Origin of the sequence: Megasphaera stantonii, assembly GCF_025567065.1 — a bacterium.
In the GTDB taxonomy this organism is placed as follows: domain Bacteria; phylum Bacillota; class Negativicutes; order Veillonellales; family Megasphaeraceae; genus Megasphaera; species Megasphaera stantonii.
Genome location: NZ_JAOQKD010000007.1, coordinates 34,795 through 51,104, shown reverse-complemented (window position 1 = coordinate 51,104; position 16,310 = coordinate 34,795). Strand labels below are relative to the sequence as shown.

Annotated in this window: 22 protein-coding genes; 3 read left to right on the top strand and 19 right to left on the bottom strand. The window is 56.5% G+C overall.

Annotation, left to right across the window (positions count from 1 at the left end; all coding sequences use genetic code 11):
• Nucleotides 1–5 precede the first annotated feature (5 nt).
• From argR to OCV58_RS05595, 18 genes are all read right to left on the bottom strand, one after another.
• Nucleotides 6–461, bottom strand: a complete 456-nt coding sequence (argR, locus tag OCV58_RS05680) for an arginine repressor (RefSeq protein WP_087476872.1) — start codon at nucleotides 459–461, stop codon at nucleotides 6–8.
• Between the two features lie 6 nt (nucleotides 462–467).
• Entirely contained in the window at nucleotides 468–1,043 is a 576-nt protein-coding gene (locus OCV58_RS05675; RefSeq protein ID WP_154877205.1) for a tRNA 5-(aminomethyl)-2-thiouridylate-methyltransferase MnmM, read from the bottom strand.
• Entirely contained in the window at nucleotides 1,044–1,916 is an 873-nt protein-coding gene (locus OCV58_RS05670) for an NAD(+)/NADH kinase (protein ID WP_087476870.1), read from the bottom strand. It abuts the gene before it with no gap.
• Nucleotides 1,917–1,926: 10 nt separating this feature from the next.
• The gene (locus OCV58_RS05665) at nucleotides 1,927–2,730 is read right to left on the bottom strand and encodes a TlyA family RNA methyltransferase (RefSeq protein ID WP_154877204.1); all 804 of its coding nucleotides are present in this window, start codon (nucleotides 2,728–2,730) and stop codon (nucleotides 1,927–1,929) included.
• Between the two features lie 12 nt (nucleotides 2,731–2,742).
• Nucleotides 2,743–3,627 carry a polyprenyl synthetase family protein gene (locus OCV58_RS05660; protein ID WP_087476868.1) on the bottom strand — a complete coding sequence of 295 codons (885 nt, stop codon included), beginning with the start codon at nucleotides 3,625–3,627 and terminating at the stop codon, nucleotides 2,743–2,745.
• Nucleotides 3,624–3,887: an exodeoxyribonuclease VII small subunit gene (gene xseB, locus OCV58_RS05655; protein ID WP_087476867.1), complete on the bottom strand. Its 264-nt coding sequence runs from the start codon at nucleotides 3,885–3,887 to the stop codon at nucleotides 3,624–3,626. The genes OCV58_RS05660 and xseB overlap by 4 nt, the downstream gene beginning before the upstream one ends.
• Nucleotides 3,868–5,079, bottom strand: coding sequence for an exodeoxyribonuclease VII large subunit (xseA, locus tag OCV58_RS05650; protein ID WP_154877203.1), 1,212 nt, complete (start codon nucleotides 5,077–5,079; stop codon nucleotides 3,868–3,870). The genes xseB and xseA overlap by 20 nt, the downstream gene beginning before the upstream one ends.
• Nucleotides 5,076–6,023 carry a tRNA (adenosine(37)-N6)-threonylcarbamoyltransferase complex transferase subunit TsaD gene (locus OCV58_RS05645; protein WP_154877202.1) on the bottom strand — a complete coding sequence of 316 codons (948 nt, stop codon included), beginning with the start codon at nucleotides 6,021–6,023 and terminating at the stop codon, nucleotides 5,076–5,078. The genes xseA and OCV58_RS05645 overlap by 4 nt, the downstream gene beginning before the upstream one ends.
• Nucleotides 6,023–6,472 (bottom strand): transcription antitermination factor NusB, encoded by a 450-nt coding sequence (gene nusB / locus OCV58_RS05640; protein ID WP_087476864.1) that lies wholly within the window; start codon nucleotides 6,470–6,472, stop codon nucleotides 6,023–6,025. The genes OCV58_RS05645 and nusB overlap by 1 nt, the downstream gene beginning before the upstream one ends.
• A gap of 1 nt (nucleotide 6,473) precedes the next feature.
• Nucleotides 6,474–6,800 (bottom strand): Asp23/Gls24 family envelope stress response protein, encoded by a 327-nt coding sequence (locus OCV58_RS05635; RefSeq protein WP_267312807.1) that lies wholly within the window; start codon nucleotides 6,798–6,800, stop codon nucleotides 6,474–6,476.
• Nucleotides 6,787–7,185, bottom strand: a complete 399-nt coding sequence (locus OCV58_RS05630) for an Asp23/Gls24 family envelope stress response protein (protein WP_095629253.1) — start codon at nucleotides 7,183–7,185, stop codon at nucleotides 6,787–6,789. Before OCV58_RS05630 ends, OCV58_RS05635 begins: the two co-directional genes overlap by 14 nt.
• Nucleotides 7,186–7,253: 68 nt before the next feature.
• Entirely contained in the window at nucleotides 7,254–7,811 is a 558-nt protein-coding gene (gene efp, locus OCV58_RS05625; protein WP_087476862.1) for an elongation factor P, read from the bottom strand.
• 12 nt (nucleotides 7,812–7,823) lie between these two features.
• A complete protein-coding gene (locus tag OCV58_RS05620; RefSeq protein ID WP_154877200.1) occupies nucleotides 7,824–8,894 on the bottom strand; it encodes a M24 family metallopeptidase in 1,071 nt (356 codons plus the stop codon).
• Nucleotides 8,895–8,957: 63 nt separating this feature from the next.
• The gene (locus OCV58_RS05615; protein ID WP_154877199.1) at nucleotides 8,958–9,674 is read right to left on the bottom strand and encodes a pseudouridine synthase; all 717 of its coding nucleotides are present in this window, start codon (nucleotides 9,672–9,674) and stop codon (nucleotides 8,958–8,960) included.
• A 16-nt stretch (nucleotides 9,675–9,690) separates the two neighbouring features.
• Nucleotides 9,691–10,344, bottom strand: coding sequence for a histidine phosphatase family protein (locus OCV58_RS05610; protein ID WP_154877198.1), 654 nt, complete (start codon nucleotides 10,342–10,344; stop codon nucleotides 9,691–9,693).
• 56 nt (nucleotides 10,345–10,400) lie between these two features.
• Nucleotides 10,401–11,162, bottom strand: coding sequence for an adenosylcobinamide-GDP ribazoletransferase (gene cobS / locus OCV58_RS05605; protein WP_154877197.1), 762 nt, complete (start codon nucleotides 11,160–11,162; stop codon nucleotides 10,401–10,403).
• On the bottom strand, nucleotides 11,159–11,737 hold the full coding sequence (gene cobU / locus OCV58_RS05600) for a bifunctional adenosylcobinamide kinase/adenosylcobinamide-phosphate guanylyltransferase (protein ID WP_154877196.1): 579 nt from the start codon (nucleotides 11,735–11,737) through the stop codon (nucleotides 11,159–11,161). The genes cobS and cobU overlap by 4 nt, the downstream gene beginning before the upstream one ends.
• A gap of 60 nt (nucleotides 11,738–11,797) precedes the next feature.
• Nucleotides 11,798–12,286 (bottom strand): MogA/MoaB family molybdenum cofactor biosynthesis protein, encoded by a 489-nt coding sequence (locus tag OCV58_RS05595; protein WP_154877195.1) that lies wholly within the window; start codon nucleotides 12,284–12,286, stop codon nucleotides 11,798–11,800.
• Between the two features lie 226 nt (nucleotides 12,287–12,512).
• Here OCV58_RS05595 and OCV58_RS05590 point away from each other — a divergent pair, with 226 nt between their 5' ends.
• On the top strand, nucleotides 12,513–12,992 hold the full coding sequence (locus OCV58_RS05590) for a hypothetical protein (RefSeq protein ID WP_267312806.1): 480 nt from the start codon (nucleotides 12,513–12,515) through the stop codon (nucleotides 12,990–12,992).
• Between the two features lie 2 nt (nucleotides 12,993–12,994).
• Nucleotides 12,995–13,957 (top strand): exonuclease domain-containing protein, encoded by a 963-nt coding sequence (locus OCV58_RS05585; protein ID WP_154877194.1) that lies wholly within the window; start codon nucleotides 12,995–12,997, stop codon nucleotides 13,955–13,957.
• 79 nt (nucleotides 13,958–14,036) lie between these two features.
• Here the strand turns inward: OCV58_RS05585 and OCV58_RS05580 are convergent, their stop codons facing one another.
• Nucleotides 14,037–15,113, bottom strand: a complete 1,077-nt coding sequence (locus tag OCV58_RS05580) for an aldose epimerase family protein (protein ID WP_107196563.1) — start codon at nucleotides 15,111–15,113, stop codon at nucleotides 14,037–14,039.
• A 125-nt stretch (nucleotides 15,114–15,238) separates the two neighbouring features.
• Between OCV58_RS05580 and OCV58_RS05575 the strand changes: the two genes are divergently transcribed.
• Nucleotides 15,239–16,258 carry a LacI family DNA-binding transcriptional regulator gene (locus tag OCV58_RS05575; RefSeq protein WP_154877193.1) on the top strand — a complete coding sequence of 340 codons (1,020 nt, stop codon included), beginning with the start codon at nucleotides 15,239–15,241 and terminating at the stop codon, nucleotides 16,256–16,258.
• Nucleotides 16,259–16,310 lie beyond the last annotated feature (52 nt).

The window sequence follows — 16,310 nt, the reverse complement described above, 5'->3', positions numbered from 1 at the left end:
GCGCCTCATTCTTTCATCAACGACACGATTAATTTTACCAGCTGCGGCACCGTTTCCGCGTTGTTCGTAATAATGAGAATCGTATCGTCGCCGGCTAAGGTCCCGATAATGCTTTCCCATTTCGCGTGGTCGATAGCCGAAGCTACCATGCTGGCCGAGCCCGGCAGCGTATGAACGACGATTTGATTAAAGGCCGAGTCGACGCGGACGATAGAATCCTGGAACAGGCGGGCCATGCGGTTTTTGGACATGAGCATGTTCTGTTCCGGCGACAGGGCGTACCGATAATGGCCGTCACTGGTCGGAACCTTGATGAGCATGAGTTCTTTAATATCGCGCGACACCGTCGCCTGCGTGACCTCAATCCCTTCTTCCTGCAGGGCTTTTGCCAGCTCTTCCTGCGTTTCAATCGGACGGGACTGCACTATTTCCTTTATCTTCGTATAGCGAAATCGTTTCATGTTAGCTTACCCTCTTTTCTGTACAATATATAAAACAGGCGGACAATGTATTTGGTTGATTGGCTGCCACAGGGACACGTCAAATTCCCGCTGCGGCACGGATTGGAGAAAACGGCGAAGAGCCTTTTCCTCCTGAGCCCCGGCCTCGGTGCCGGGATAGGCCGCTATCATAATTATCCCATTTATCGCAATTTTATGCAAGCATATTTTTATAGCTTTTATCGTCGTTTCACTTTTCGTATGAATCCCATGGTCCCCCGAAGGCAAATATCCCAGGTTAAACACGGCGATATCAACAGGCTCGGCAATGTGCCCGACCAAGTCGTCGTGAGACCCCTGACGATATACGACGGTCTTATGGGACAAGCCCAGGCTGTCCAGCCGCTCTTTCGTCCTGGCGACAGCGCAGTCCTGGATATCAAAGGCATACAAGACGGCGTCGTCCTTCATCAAAGAGGCCAAAAAAGCCGTGTCGTGCCCGTTGCCGCAGGTCATATCGACGAGGACCTGCGCCTCCGACACGTAGGGCTGCAGCAGCATGTGGGACATAGCTACGACATTTTTAAACGGATATACTTTCATTTACTCATTTCCCATCATCTTTTTAAACAAATTGCCGTAAAAATAGCTTTGGTTAAACCGCACGATGTTCAGCACGTCGTCGGATTTTTTGACGTGAAGCACAGCGGAGCGCAGCAGCTCCTGGTCCATCATGCCGTCGACGGAAATGCGGACGCTGTTGCGGCTGTTGTCGACGGTAAAGCTGAGCTCGTCCCTGTCGCTTAGCACCAGCGGCACTTTCAGCAGCAGGTGCGGGCAGATGGGCGTCACCATGATGCACTTGACCTGGGGGGAGACGATGGGGCCGCCGCTGGAAAAGGTATAGCCCGTGCTGCCCGTCGCCGTCGACACGACGAGGCCGTCGCCGGGAAACTGCTGGATAAACTGCCCGTTAATGCTCATGTCGACGCGGATCAGCTTGCCTACGTTGCCGTGGCCGATGACAATATCGTTCAGCGCCGGCGGCAGATGCTGACATGTGCCGTCTTCGTAGCACAAATCAGCCTGAAGCATCATGCGCTCCTCCATGAAATACCGGCCGGCGATGAGGTCTGCAATCCGCTGCTCCAAGGTACTTGTCTCCACTTCGTACAAAAAGCCCAGGGAGCCCAGGTTGACGCCGCAAATCGGCACGCCGGCCTCGGCAAACTGCTTCGACATTTTCAGAATCGTGCCGTCGCCGCCGAGCACCATAGCCACGTCGATGGATTCGTATATTTTTTTCTGCGGCCGCAAATGAGACGCGCCGATATGGCGGTACAGCGCCTGCCGGCTTTCGCCGACATAGGCCGGCAAGTAGTATTCGACGCCCTGGTCCTCGCAAATCGCGATGATCTGCCGGACGATATCGGCGCTCTCTCGTTTTACCAGATTGGGAAATATGCCAATGCGCATACGCTATCACCTACATTTCATGAGAACGGGTTACGATGTCTTCGATCATGTCGTCGCTTATTTCATTGCGGACGGCCCCTTCTTTTTTGCTGTACAGCAAATATTCGATATTGCCGTCGGCCCCTTTGATCGGTGAAAAGGTCAGGGCCAGGGGCGATATGCCGCAGGCTGCAATGCCGTCGGTCACGCGGCGGATGACGTCGCGGTGCACGCCGCTGTCCCGGACGATGCCGCCCTTGCCGACATGCTCGCGCCCCGCTTCAAATTGGGGCTTGATCAGCGTGACCATGGAGCCTCCGTCAGCCAGCAGCGGCGCGACGGCCGACATGATCTTGAGCAGGGAAATAAACGACACGTCGATGGAAATAAAATCGACGGGCTCGCCGATGTCTTCTACCGTGACGTTGCGTATATTGGTCCGCTCCATATTGACGACCCGTTCGTCCGTGCGCAGTTTCCAGGCCAGCTGGCCGTACCCCACGTCGACGGCGAATACCTTGGCCGCCCCGTTCTGCAGGGCGCAGTCCGTAAACCCGCCTGTCGACGCGCCGATATCCATCATCGTCACGCCCGTCAGGTCGATAGGAAAGGTTTCCATCGCTTTTTCCAGCTTCAATCCGCCTCTGCCGACGTAGGGAATGGGATTGCCCTTCACCGCTACTTCGGCGTCGACGGAAATCTTCGTTCCCGCCTTGTCGACGCGCTGATTTTTAACGAATACGAGGCCTGCCATAATAGCAGCCTTTGCCTTTTCCCGGCTTTCCGCCAGCCCTCGTTCGACGAGCAGCACGTCGAGCCGTTCTTTTTGCTGCATACTTTCCTCTCCTTACTTCGTACGGACGAGCATATACGACACGAGGTCCCGCAGGAACCAAGCCTTCGGTCCCAGCGGTTCTACGGCGGCCGTCGCTTTTTCCGCCGCTTCCTCCGCCATGCGCCGCGCTTCGTCTAATGAAAAAATCGTAACATACGTAGCCTTGTCGTTTTTTGCATCGCTGCCGACAGGTTTCCCCAGCGAAGCTTCGTCGCCGACGACATCGAGAATGTCGTCGGTAATCTGGAAGGTCAGGCCCATGTAAAAGGCGTATGTATCCAGAGCTTTTTTCTGCGCTTCGCCGGCATCGCCCAGTACAGCTGCCAATTCAATCGCCGCTTTAAAAATGATGCCGGTTTTAGAATAGTGGAGAAGCTCTAAGCCTTCGCGGCCGATGGACGTATTGCCTTCCGACGCCAGATCAAAGGCCTGGCCGCCTACCATGCCGGCCGGTCCGGCCGCATGGGCAAAGATGGCGATGCACCGCGCCAATTTAGCCGCGTCGATATGGGTCTGCGCCGCCATGAGCTCGAAGGCATAGGTAAGCAGGCCGTCGCCAGCCAAAATCGCCGTGCCTTCGCCGAACACGACGTGATTCGTCGGCTTGCCACGCCGCAGGTCGTCGTCGTCCATGGCCGGCAAGTCGTCGTGGATGAGCGAATAGGAATGAACGCATTCCAAAGCGCAGGCCAGATCTATATACGGTTCCGAATCCTTGCCCAAGGCTTCCAGCGTAGCCAGAAGCAATATCGGCCGGATGCGCTTTCCGCCGGCCAGCAGGCTGTAATTCATCGCCTTATACAGCTGGGCAAACTGCGGCACGTCCGTCTGGAGCAGCGTTTCCAGCCGGCTGTCTATGCGGCCCTTCTGTTCCTTCATATAGTCTGCAAAATTCATAAGCCTAACGTCCCTTCTTCCAAGGTTTGGTCTGACGAATCGTCCTCTTCGGCCCGTTCGTGAATCTCTGCCAGAGCCTGGGCCCGCTGTTTGGCATATTCCAGCGCGCTTTCGCAAGCTTCGGAAAGTTTGATGGCCTTTTCATATAAGTCCAGCGATTCCTTGAGCGTCAAGTCCGGCGAATCCAGGGCCTTGACCACTTCTTCCAGCTTTTCATAGTTCGCTTCAAAATTCTTTAGTTTATCCGTCGTTCTTGCCATATATGTCTACCTCTTTGATTTCCGTCGTAATTGCGCCGTCTACCAGCTGTATCCGCAGCGGACAGTCTTTGTCCAGCCGGCGGATATCCGCGACGATGCGTCCCTTCTGCTCCAGCTGCCCGTATCCGCGGCGCACGAGAGCCGCCGGGTTCAGGGCCTGCAGCGCAGCCTGCAGACCGGCCATGCGCCCGCCTTTTTCAGCTAAAATCACGTCAAGACGGCGGCTCCCCGTCTGTACTATCTGGCGGATGCGGTCTCGTTTTTCCGTCAAAAAGGCGCCGTACCGCCTCGGCTGCATGCGGGCGGCCAGGTTGGCCGTATCGCGGCGCCGTCCTTCAATCGCGTCCATCAGCATGTCCCAGGCCTGACGGCTCATAGCCGCCAAGTCCAGCTCGATTTCCTCTACGTCGGGAAAGGCCAGTTCGGCCGCATGAGTCGGCGTCGCCGCCCGGAGGTCCGCCGCGTAATCAGCCAGCGTCGTATCTGTCTCATGGCCAATAGCCGTAATGACCGGCACCGCCGAGCCGTAAATAGCCTTGACGACGGCGGGACTGTTGAAGCACCACAAATCCTCCATGGAACCGCCGCCGCGCGCCAAAATGAGGACGTCCAAATCCCTGCGCGTTCCGGCTTTTGCCACGGCGGCCGCAATTTTTTCTTCGGCTCCTGCGCCCTGCACGGGAATGGGAAACAGGCGGATATCCACGTAGGGATTGCGTTCGGCGGCTATCTTGCGGATATCGTGAAGCACGGCGCCCGTACGCGACGTCAGCACGCCTACAGTCCAGGGAAAGCGGGGAATCGCCTGTTTGTGGGCGGCGTCGAAATACCCGTCCCGCTCCAGTTCATTCTTTATCCGTTCGTATTCGGCCTGCAGCGAGCCTATGCCCTGCGAAAAGAGGCGCTCGATGATAAACGACAACGCGCCGCCTTTTTCGTATACGTTGACCGAGCCGATGACGACGACATGATCGCCTTCGCGGATACCGTCCATCATCCTCCCGGCGCGATTGCGGAATAAGATGGCCCTGATCGAGCAGGCGTCGTCGTGGAGATTCATGTAGTAATGGCCGTTGGACGCCCGCTTCAGGCCGATGATATTCCCTTCCATCGCTACGCTTTGGAGGCGAAAGTCTTTTTGTATATCGTCCTTGATACGCCGGACGACGTCTGTCACTGAGGCATACTTCATTTGCTCTTCCTTTCCTGCCAGGCAGCCCAAAAGGCCGCGCCGGAACCGTTGTCCGCGCTAAAGCCGGCCGGAGCCAGCAGCAGCCTGACATGACGGCGGCGGCAGTAAGCCGCCAATTCGCCCTGCAAATAGGCGTTCGACATGACGCCGCCTACGGCGACGAGAGACTGCATGTCCTCCTTGTCGTCCAGCATGCGGCGCAGGCCGTCCCAGACCGTAGCCAGCGTCCAGCTGCATATTTCGGCAGCCGTGTCGCTGCGCCCGGCAATGCGCCGCTGCCCCTGCGATTCCGGGCCGGAAAAACTGATTTCTCCCTGCCGGCACCACACGTGCGACGGCTTAGCCGGAACTGCCGCAGTCTGAGCCATTTTATCCACATGAACGCCAGCTGGGAAGGGCAGGCCCAGGGCGACGCCGATGCGGTCGATGAACTGACCGGCGCTGATATCGCTCGTACCGCCGACCCGTTCGATATCGAGACCCATTGCATCGGGAACGGCTTTGAGCAAATCCGTCGTGCCGCCGGACAGATGAAGGCCGTAAAAGGCCTCCTGCCCTATGGAGCCAGTCGCGCGCAGCGCCGCCAGCAAGTGGTTTTCCTGATGGCTGACGGTATACAGCGGGACGCGGAGAACGGCAGCCAGAGAACGGCCGTAGCCCAATCCGGCTAAAAAGGCCGGCATATATGAATCTTCACGCCGCCGCGGCTTATCCGTGACGCCGACAGCGCGAATCACGCAGGACTCCAGCTGCGGCGCAAGCCGTTCGAACAGCACGGGCAGGTTCCGCATATGCTGATATACCATGTTCGACTGGGATAAGCCGCGCCCGCCCTGGGACACGGTCAAAATAATCCGTTCGTCGGCAACGACGTCGAAATGCGAGTCGACTACGCACAACGACGTCGTATAGCAGCTCGTGTCGATGCCCAAAAACGCGTCCATTACGACCGGGACCTCACATAGGCGCCCAAAATGCCGTTGATGAATTTAGCCGCTTTTTCGCCGCTGTATTCCTTGGCCAGCAAGATCGCCTCGTTCAGCACGATGGACGGAGCCGTTTCCTCCTTGGGGTATACGAGCTCGCACAAGGCCAGCCGCATGATGTTTTTATCGGTATGATTCATGCGGGATACGTTCCAGCCTTTGGCAAAAGACTGAATGACGCCGTCCAGCTCTTCCTTGTGAGCCGTAACCGTCTGCACGAGATAGTCGCAATAGGCCCCTTCGTCGCCGCCGTCGCTAAGTTCCGCCGCGCTATCGGCTGCATCGTCAGGCGCCGCGCCGTCTTCTTCAAAAATCTCTTTTTCTTTATATTGTATGTCGTTTTCGCCGTGGAATTCGCGGGAAAACAAAAGTTCCAGCGCCTGCTGGCGCGCTTTATGTCTGCTCACGCTAACCTCCTGTATTGTTTTGGCCCTCATGGGGGCTCATGACTACGTCTTCAATCGTGACGTGGACCTCTAAATGCTTGGGATCTGCCATCACCGTAAGCGCCTTGGCGACGTTCTGCTGCACCGTCAGGGCCAGCGTCCGCAGCTGGGCGCCGTAATAGGCCTGAATGTGCACGTCCGCCGCGACGATGCCGTCCAGATATTTGACGACGATGCCGCGGCCTTTTTTTCCGGCCACGCCTTTGGTGCCCAAGGCCGCCGTCGCCGCAATCTTAGCCAGCGCGCTTTCGCTGATCGTATAGGCAAAACTATCGCTATGCTCCGTCATGACTGCCGCTCCTTTCCGCCCCGTCTCCCTCGCCGTCGGAAAACGCGATATCCTGAACGACGACATGGACGGCCGTCACGCTGCATCCAGCCGAGGATTCTACAGCGTCCTTGACCTTCTTCTGCACCGCCAGGGCAATATCGGGAATCCGATACCCATACTGCACGACAAGGCGCACCGTCAGCTCGACCTCCCGGCCGTCGATGACCGCGTCTACGCCCTGGGCCAGGCTGGTCCGCCCGATCTTCCGGGCCGCCGTTTCCGCAATAGACGCGCCCAGCGAAGCTACGCCGCTGACGGCGGCTGCCGTTTGGGACGCCAGTACGGAAATCGCCCGCTGTGAAATATGTACGCTTCCTAACGCATTCGTTTCCGTCGTTTCCATGATGACCACCATTGATAAAATTCACAAAAAGCGATGAGAAACTCATCGCTTTTCCAGTGTCCGTATGCTTATGCTCTGCCGATATAGTCGCCCGTTCTCGTATCGATCTGGAGAACTTCGCCTTCGTTGATGAAGAGAGGCACTTTAACGACATATCCTGTTTCCAATTTAGCCGGTTTGCTGCCGCCCGTAGCCGTATCGCCGCGGACGCCCGGATCGGTTTCAACGACCTTGAGTTCGACGGCTGCCGGCAAGTCGATGCCGATTACCTTGCCCTTAAACTGCATAACCGTAACCGTCATGTCTTCTTTCAGGAAGTTTACGGCGTTGCCGAGGTTGTCCTTGTTCAGTTCGATCTGTTCGTACGTTTCGTTGTCCATGAAGCAGTACATGCCGTCGTTTTCATAGAGGTACTGCATCTGGCGGCGGTCTACGCGGCCGTCCTGGACTTTTTCGCCGGCGTTCCATGTACGTTCGATAACGGCGCCCGTTTCGAGGTTTTTAATCTTAGCGCGGACAAAGGCTGCGCCCTTACCGGGTTTTACATGCTGGAATTCGACGACCTGCCATACCTGGCCGTCAATTTCAATCGTTACGCCTGGTCTGAAATCATTACTTGTAATCATAGTTTACTCCTCCTATAACAGCTCCATCAATTCTTTTGATGTCTTAGTTAGTATTTCACAGCCATCAGCTGTAACGGCAACGGAATCCTCTATGCGGACGCCGTATTTGCCTTCTATGTACAGTCCCGGTTCAACCGTGACTATCATATTCTCCTGCAGCGTGCCGGCCGCACGCGGCGAAAGCACGGGCTGTTCGTGGATTTCCAGCCCCGTCCCATGGCCCAAGGCATGGGTGAAGTATTGGTCTGCGCCCCGTTCGGAAAAATACTGGCGGACAGCCGCGTCGATGTCGCGGCAGGACGCTCCCGCCCGGACGGCGCCTAATCCCAACAATTGGCCTTCCAATACGGTTTGATAAAACTCTTTCTGCTCCGGCGATGCCTTGCCGACGACGACGGTGCGGGTCATGTCGGAATGATAGCCTTCCCATACGGCGCCGAAGTCAAAGGTAACGAAATCGCCGGCTTCGACGACCTTGCCGCTCGCCGTGCCGTGGGGCATAGCCGACCGGCGGCCTGAAGCCACGATGGTCGCGAAGGATCGTTCTTCCGAGCCGAGAAGAAGCATAGCGCTTTCCAGCCGCGCCGCCAATTCCCGTTCCGTCACGCCGGGACGGATATAGGGCAGCAGCTGGGCAAAGGCCTGATCGGCAATCTCGCTGGCCCGGCGCGTCGCCGTCAGCTCATAGGGCTCCTTTACCGCCCGCAGCTGTGATAAATCCTGAGCCGAGAAACAGCATTCTTCCAAGCCCGATGAAATGGCTTCGTAAAGCGAATGGGTCAAGAAGTCCCGTTCATACAGAACGGCTTGTACGCCCATACCGTTCAGGGAATCGCAGATGGAACCGGCCAGCTTTCCCTCGTGATTTTTCACGGCATACCATTGGCCGGACTGCAGCGCCGCCTGCTCCGTGTATCGGGAGTCGGTCCACAGCACGGCGTCGGACAAGCTGACGACCAGCGCGCCTTCGCCGCCCGTAAAGCCGCTGAAGTACCGAAGGTTTTCCGGCTGCAATATGATTATACCGTCGGCAGTATGTTCATGCAGAAACTGCCGCAGGCGAGAAATCCGTTCTTCCATCACAATCATCCCCCACCGTATTTGGATTACATTTTATGATACCATATTACAGGCCATTTGAACAGGTTATTTATTCATAAAGGGGAATTCTCTTTCCTCTTCCTTCAGGGGACGAAATTCGCCGGGGCGCAGCGTTTCGTCGAGGCGCAGCCCGCCGATAGTATGGCGGCACAGCGCGCGGACGCTGAGGCCGACGGCGGCGCACATGCGCTTTACCTGATGGAATTTCCCTTCCTGAACCGTCACCTCGACGGTCTGCTCCTCTATTTTTCTCGCCCGCGCCGGCAGGCACTGCAGCCCGTCGGCCAGCACGATGCCGCTTTGAAAGACGTCGTCTATATCGTCGGGAATAGAGCCGTCAACTTCGGCGATATATATCTTATCGATATGCTTTTTCGGCGCCGTAATGCGATGAGCCCACACGCCGTCGTTCGTCAGCAGCAGCAGCCCCGTCGTATCCTTGTCCAGACGTCCGACGGGAAATAATCCGGCCCCCTGGTATTGCTGAGGCAGCAAATCGAGAACCGTGCGGCTGCAGCGGTCCTCCGTAGCCGACAAGACGCCGGCAGGCTTGTTCATCATCAGATAATAGAACGCTTCGTATACGACAGTCGTTCCGTCTACGGAAATCTGGTCTCCTTCGGGATTGACCTTCGCCGCACTGTCGCGGCAGCACTGGCCGTTGACGAAGACGTGCCCGCCCTTGCACAGCTCTTTCAGCTGGCGGCGCGTTCCCCAGCCGCAGTGGCCCAGGAGCTTGTCAAGACGCATTGATTTTGCCATATGCCGTCCTTTCCGCTCACAAGCTGGGCATGCTGGCCCACTGGGCCTGATAGCCCGCCATGCCTTCCAGATGCTGCGTGCAGTTCATGAGGGTCATGACGTTTTTGTCGCCGTGATATTCAATGATATTAAAAGCCGTATTGTACTGCTGAAAACACCAGATGCGGCTCATTTCCAAGCCCAGCAGGCCGAAGATCAGGCAGCGGATAGACGCACCGTGCGACGCGATGAGCACCGTGTCGCCGTCCTTATGGCGGCTCAGCAGCTCCTTCGTCTTGGCCGTAATCCGCCGCTCTACTTCGCAGAACGATTCGCCGCCCCGCGCCCGCAGCATGCCGTTGGAGTCGTAAAAGGCCTCGATTTCGCCGGGCCACATCTGGGTAATTTCCTTGTACGTATGGCCTTCCCATACGCCGAAATCAATTTCCTTCAGCTCGTCGTAGGAATACACGGGCAGGCCGTGAGGTTCGGCGACGATTTCCGCCGTTCGGCGGGCCCGCTGCAGCGTGCTGCTGTATATGCCGCTGAAGGGGACGTCCTTCAAAAAGCGGCTCAGGCACTGCGCCTGCTCGATGCCGCGGGCGTTGAGCGGCACGTCCGTAGAACCCTGATACCACTGCTGCACATTGCCGTCCGTTTCGCCGTGGCGCACTACATATAACTTTATCATGATGTTCCTCCTACCGTTTCATGTCCTTGGCGACAGCCTGAGGCCGTCCCTTTCCATTATATCCAAATACACGCCGTCTGAACAGCTCCGGATGCAAGAAAGGCCAGACCCAGCAGCAGCATTTCGCTTAATTCGATGACGGCGCCGTACGTATCGCCCGTCACGCCGCCCAGCCGCCGGGCGATATACGTATTCAATCCCAGCGAAATCAGCATCGCCGCGCCTAACAGCAGGAAATAGCCCCAGCCGGCGATAACCAGCGGCGGCAAGGCACACAGGAAGGCTTTAACCAGGGCGCGGCGGGGCGCATATTGGACGAAGGCCTGTCCCAATCCCTGCTGGCGGGCATAGGGAAATTGAAAAATCCCGATGAGCACGCCGAAACGGGCCGCCGTCGGCACGGCCAGCAGCGCGGCGCAGACCGACGGCTGCGGCAGATTCGCCAGAAAGCAGACCTTCAGGGCCATGCAGGAAACAAAGGCGACGACGCCGTTCGATCCGACACAGCTGTCCTTGAGTATTTCCAGCATGCGCTCGCGGCTCCGCCCGGAAAACAGCCCGTCAGCCATATCCATGAGGCCGTCGGCATGAAGGCCTCCCGTGACAAACAGCCAGCACAGTACCAGGAGAACAGCCGTATAGGGCTGGGAAAACCACAGGGATATGCCGGCATAGGCCAAGCAAAGGACGGCGCCGATAACGGTCCCTACGAGGGGGAAAAATATGACCGAACGGCCAAAGTCCGCCTCCGTCCAGACAGTCTGGGTCACGACGTGGATGCGCGATAAAAACTGCAGGGCAATAAAAAAAGATTTCATCGGTAGCCTCCCGGCGGAATGGACGCTCTCAGCCGCGTGAGCTCTACGGGAATACCGCAGACGGTCCAGTACACCTCGTCGGCCTGACCGGCGGCGTATTGGTTGACCTTGCCGACGACGTCCCGGTACAGGCGGCTTATGTGGCTCATCGGCACGATGCCGCATCCCAGCTCGTTGGTCACGAAAATCACCGTCTTATCCGCCGTCTGCCGGACGGCCCCGACGATATTCTCCATCTCCTGTAGCGCCCCCTGCAGTATCTCCTCGTCCCCGTCCGTTTCATGGGCAAACAGATAATTTGAAAGATACAGCGTCAGGCAGTCGACGAGGACGGCGTCGGCCTGCTCCAGTACGGCAGGAAACGCCGCGCTCAGGCCGGAGGATATCTCCAGTGTCTGCCAGTCTTCCGGACGGCGGCGGCGGTGCTCGGCAACTCGCTCCTTCATTTCTTCATCTAATATCTGGGCCGTCGCGACATAAGATTTGCGGCCGGAACAGGACGTCATATATTCTTCTGCAAACAGGCTCTTGCCGCTGCGCGCGCCGCCTGTCACGACAATCAGCTTCGATTTCATAGCTGCCTCCCCTCATAAAAATCGGGCGTGCCGCAGACACGCCCTTCCATACTAAGGCTCTTACTTTTTAATTTCCGTATATAAGTGGAACAGTTCCGGCAGGATGATCTTTTCCATGCCTACTTTAATCAAGCTGGGCAGGCCGGGCAGGCAAAATACCATGCACTGATGGACCAGGCCGGCCGTCGCGCGGTAGGCCATGGCCTGCACGCCGCAGACGCGGCGATAGGCGAAATACGTGAGCATTTCGGAAAATCCGGGAATTTTCTTTTCAAAGAGAGGCTCTATCGCCTCCAGCGTCACGTCCCGCTTGGCAATGCCCGTGCCGCCGCTCGTAATGACGACGTCGACGCTGCACACCCATTCGTGGATATGACGGGTAATATCCTCTTTATTATCTTTTACGATAGCGTAATCGACGACCTGATGCCCCCTGTTTGTCAGAGCCGACTGAATCATCAGGCCGTTTGTATCATCCGAAAAAGTCCGGCTATTGCTGATAGTCAAAATAGCCGCACGCAAAGGACGTTCTTCAATTTTCTTTCCCAACGTAATCCCTCCTTACAGTTATACATGCCAATCAGACCTTATCACGAACGAAAACAAATCGACATGCTCTTACTATAGTATTAATTCGACCTTCAGAAGACAAATTCCTACCGGGGATTTTTAAAAAATTTACGCCTTCCTGCCTATTCTGCCCCTCCGCCTGTTGTAAATTTTTTCCTTTTTCGTATAATAAAAGGGTACCTTGTTATGGAAAGGAGCGTTTCGTTTGCTAAAGAAAATAACCGCGTTATTGGCCGTCTTTCTCATGGCCGGCACAGCCCTGGCGGCGGCCATGTTTTTCGACGACAATCCCCGCTATATCCAGGTAGGCCATGACGACACGACGGAATCCTACGTCGACATGAACTCCATCCAGTCTATCCGCTATGACCCGCCGTATTATATCATCAAGGCCACCGTCGTGACGTACGATTATACGACGAACGTCGCTTCGGGATATGAAAACAAGTTTTTCTACAACTTTAAAGCCCAGACCGTCAAAGCGCAAACGCTGTCGACGCTGCTGTACGACGACAAAGGCCTGCCGACCAAGCAGATCATACTGCCCGACCCGGCCGTAAACGCTTGCGACCGCTATTCCGTAAACGGCAAGGCTGCCGACAACGCCTTCTTTACCTGCTACAGCATGACCTTTTATCACACCTTTACTAAACAGCCCTCATCTTCAACGAAAAGGAATGAATAGCCATGGATTCACTGCTTCACACCGGCGGCACCTTGCTCACGATTCTCTTCATCGCCGCCGTCCTCTACTCCCTGCTTTCGTCGTTTCGCAAAAAGCGCAAAAAAGCAGCCCGGCAAAAGGACCTGGAAACGAAACAGCACGTACAGGTAGAAAACCTGCACCAATACGACGTCCAGCCGCAGAAGGGCTACTACGCCTATCCCATCGACGCCTCGGACGCCCTTCGCCGCTATCCCCAGCAGTTTACGGCCCTGTCCTTGGTCCTGGCCAACGAGCAGCCCTACTCAGTCTGCCTCATCGGCTTCGCCGAGTTTGAAAAGGGCCAGCTGAAAAACACCCACTATTTTTACGTCCGCCCGCCGGAAAACGACATTACCAATAAAAAATATCCCGAACTGACTTGGGATGTTCTCCGCAAAGCCGACGAATTCGGCGAATACTGGGAAGCCGGCATGAAAGACTACTTCGTCGGCCGCACCCTCGTCGCCCACAACGCGCCCTTCGTCATGGGCTGTATCGCTCACGCTCTGAAAATATACGGCATCGACGCGCCGTGCCTGCGCTTTATCGACACGATGGAAGCAGCCAAGACATTATACCATTTCCCTTCTAATAAGCTGACAGCAATCAGCGAGGAAATGAACATTGAAATGGACGAACAAAACGCCCTCAGCGCCGCCATGGCTGCCGGCCAGTTCCTTATCAAGGCCAAGCAGGACTATCCCCTGTATTTGCCGACCATCCATTTTGCCTACGGCATGCCGACGCAGGACGAACGGCTCGCCGCCGTCGTCGCCGCCGTCGAACGGGAAGAATGCACGGCCGAAGAAATCTTCGCCCCGAACCCGGCCGACATGGATGTCATTCAGACCTTGCTGGATAAAAAATACATCGAGCACGGAGACAAGGAAGGGACGTACTACGCGACAGACGCCGGCCTCGACTTCTCCGAATCGCTGCCCTGACAACCAACGCACACGTATATACTGACATATAAAAAAGATGAGACTGCCTGCAGCGCAGTCTCATCTTTTTTGTATGTCTTTATTTTCGTCCCAATTTGTATATCGTCAGGGCCTTCCACACATCGCCTTTTCTCAAAATGGGCTGGGGAAATTCCGGATGCTCCAGCGCATTGGGATAATACTGCGCTTCCAGGCAGAAGCCGCTGCGGCGGTCAAAGACTGCGCCGCCCTTCCCCAAGGGCGTGCCGTCGAGGTAATTGCCCGTATAAAACTGCACGCCAGGCTGGCTCGTATAGGCCGTCAGCGTAATGCCCGTCCGATTGCCTACGGCATGGGCCATGGGATATACCGTGCCATAGGGCGTAGGCACGGCCTGGGATTCATCGCGGCGGACAATCCAGTTATGGTCGTAGCCGTGGGCCTGGCGGAGCTGGACGTAGTCGTCGTCGATATGGCGGCCAATGGGCGTCAGCTCCCGCAAATCCATCGGCGTGCCCGCGACGGCGACGATGTTGCCGTTCGGCAGGGATTCGGCATCGCTTTCCGTGAAGAAATCGCTGAACAGCTGGATTTCCTGGTCGAGGACGGAACCGCTGCCGCAGCCGTTCAGGTTGAAATAGGTATGGTTCGTCAGGTTGCATACCGTATCGGCGTCGCTGACAGCTTCGTAGCGGATGGTAACAGCGTCGTCGTCCGTCAAATCATACCAGACAGCGACCTGAAGGGCGCCGGGATAATTCCCTTCTCCGTCGGGACTCGTATAGGTCAGTTTCAGCCCTTCCGCCGTTTCTTCGGCTTGCCAGAGCTTTTTATTGAAGCCGGTCAGGGTGCCGCCGTGCAGGTGATTGCGGCCGTTATTGCACTCCAGCTGATAGTCTTTGCCGCCGATGTGCAGACGGCCCCGGGCGATGCGGTTGCCGCAGCGGCCGATGAGAGCTCCGATATATTTGTCTTCGTTCACATAGGTTTCGACGTCGTCATAGCCCAGGACGACATCGACCTCAGCCCCGTCGGCGTCCTTCGTCCGCAGAGCCTGGACATGGCCGCCGTACGTGCAGATGGACAGGGCTGTGCCGTTGGCGTTGGTCAAGGTATAGAGAAAGACGGGCCGGCCATCGGCCAGGCAGCCGAAATCTTTTTTAGAAATAACACTCATGGCATTCACTCCTCTTTTGACTTTTTGCGCACTTGTTCACGCGCACACCTTGTGTTAAAATAGGGAAAACAAAATTAGTGTACATTATATATTTACATCATTCGTAATTCCCAGGAGGGAAATATATGGTAACGATAAAACAAATCGCCGATCTCTGCGGCGTATCCCGCGGCACCGTAGACCGCGTCTTAAACAACCGCGGCAACGTCAAGCCGGAAAAGCGCGAATTAATCCTAGAAATGGCCAAGAAGCTCCACTACAGGCCTAACCCGGCCGGCAAGGCCCTGGCGGCGCAGAAGAGCAATCCCGTCGTCGCCGTCGTCCTGCCCTCCAAGAGCATCCGCTTCTTCGACGACATCATCGACGCCCTGGAAAAGGCGGCCCGGAAATACGAGTCCTACGGCATGCGCACCGTCTGGCACACCGTACGGGGCTATGACGTAGAAGAGCAGTGCCATATCCTCGATCAGATCAAGGGACAGATCAACGCCCTCATCATCAATCCCATCAACGATCCGAAAATAGCAGCCAAGCTGAACGAGCTCATCGCCGCCGGCATCTTCGTCGTCACGATCAACAACGACATCGAGCAGGCCAGCACCCACTACTATGTGGGCAGCGACTACGTAAACGGCGGCCGCACCATCGGGGCGCTGCTGAAGATGTTTTCCCCCGGCCCCTGCCACATCGGCGTCGTCCTGGGCTCGCTGAAAATCTTAGGCCACCGCCACCGCCTGCAGGGACTCAAGGAAATACTGGGAACCGACGGGCAGTATGAAATCACAGCCCTCATCGAAGACAATGACGACGATATTTCGTCGTACGACGCGACGAAAAACCTGCTGCACCAGTATCCGGACATCAACGTCCTCCTCATCTTGTCCTCCGGCGGCTCCTACGGCACCTGCCGGGCAGCCTTGGCCAGCCCCCGCAAGGACGACCTGCTCATCCTCGTCTTTGACACCATCCCGACGACGCGGGAAATGATGAAGGCCGGCGACATCAAGGCCGCCATCTACCAGCATCCCCACCAGCAGGGCCAAAAGGCGATGCAGCTCGTCTTCGATTACCTGGTCAACGGCATCGTTCCCGACCGGGAGCGGTATATCATGAACAACGAAATACGCATTGCAGAAAATATGTAATCTTATAAAAAAGAGAGGCTTTCGCGAGCCTCTCTTTTTATTGATGTAACAC

Coding starts and splice junctions, on each gene's coding strand:
- OCV58_RS05580 (WP_107196563.1), bottom strand. CDS start 15,113: ATGAGTGTTATTTCTAAAAAAGATTTCGGCTGCCTGGCCGATGGCCGG.
- OCV58_RS05660 (WP_087476868.1), bottom strand. CDS start 3,627: ATGAATTTTGCAGACTATATGAAGGAACAGAAGGGCCGCATAGACAGC.
- OCV58_RS05670 (WP_087476870.1), bottom strand. CDS start 1,916: ATGCGCATTGGCATATTTCCCAATCTGGTAAAACGAGAGAGCGCCGAT.
- xseB (WP_087476867.1), bottom strand. CDS start 3,887: ATGGCAAGAACGACGGATAAACTAAAGAATTTTGAAGCGAACTATGAA.
- xseA (WP_154877203.1), bottom strand. CDS start 5,079: ATGAAGTATGCCTCAGTGACAGACGTCGTCCGGCGTATCAAGGACGAT.
- OCV58_RS05635 (WP_267312807.1), bottom strand. CDS start 6,800: ATGACGGAGCATAGCGATAGTTTTGCCTATACGATCAGCGAAAGCGCG.
- cobU (WP_154877196.1), bottom strand. CDS start 11,737: ATGAAATCGAAGCTGATTGTCGTGACAGGCGGCGCGCGCAGCGGCAAG.
- OCV58_RS05675 (WP_154877205.1), bottom strand. CDS start 1,043: ATGAAAGTATATCCGTTTAAAAATGTCGTAGCTATGTCCCACATGCTG.
- OCV58_RS05615 (WP_154877199.1), bottom strand. CDS start 9,674: ATGGCAAAATCAATGCGTCTTGACAAGCTCCTGGGCCACTGCGGCTGG.
- OCV58_RS05610 (WP_154877198.1), bottom strand. CDS start 10,344: ATGATAAAGTTATATGTAGTGCGCCACGGCGAAACGGACGGCAATGTG.
- OCV58_RS05630 (WP_095629253.1), bottom strand. CDS start 7,185: ATGGAAACGACGGAAACGAATGCGTTAGGAAGCGTACATATTTCACAG.
- cobS (WP_154877197.1), bottom strand. CDS start 11,162: ATGAAATCTTTTTTTATTGCCCTGCAGTTTTTATCGCGCATCCACGTC.
- argR (WP_087476872.1), bottom strand. CDS start 461: ATGAAACGATTTCGCTATACGAAGATAAAGGAAATAGTGCAGTCCCGT.
- OCV58_RS05665 (WP_154877204.1), bottom strand. CDS start 2,730: ATGCAGCAAAAAGAACGGCTCGACGTGCTGCTCGTCGAACGAGGGCTG.
- OCV58_RS05575 (WP_154877193.1), top strand. CDS start 15,239: ATGGTAACGATAAAACAAATCGCCGATCTCTGCGGCGTATCCCGCGGC.
- OCV58_RS05585 (WP_154877194.1), top strand. CDS start 12,995: ATGGATTCACTGCTTCACACCGGCGGCACCTTGCTCACGATTCTCTTC.
- efp (WP_087476862.1), bottom strand. CDS start 7,811: ATGATTACAAGTAATGATTTCAGACCAGGCGTAACGATTGAAATTGAC.
- OCV58_RS05645 (WP_154877202.1), bottom strand. CDS start 6,023: ATGGACGCGTTTTTGGGCATCGACACGAGCTGCTATACGACGTCGTTG.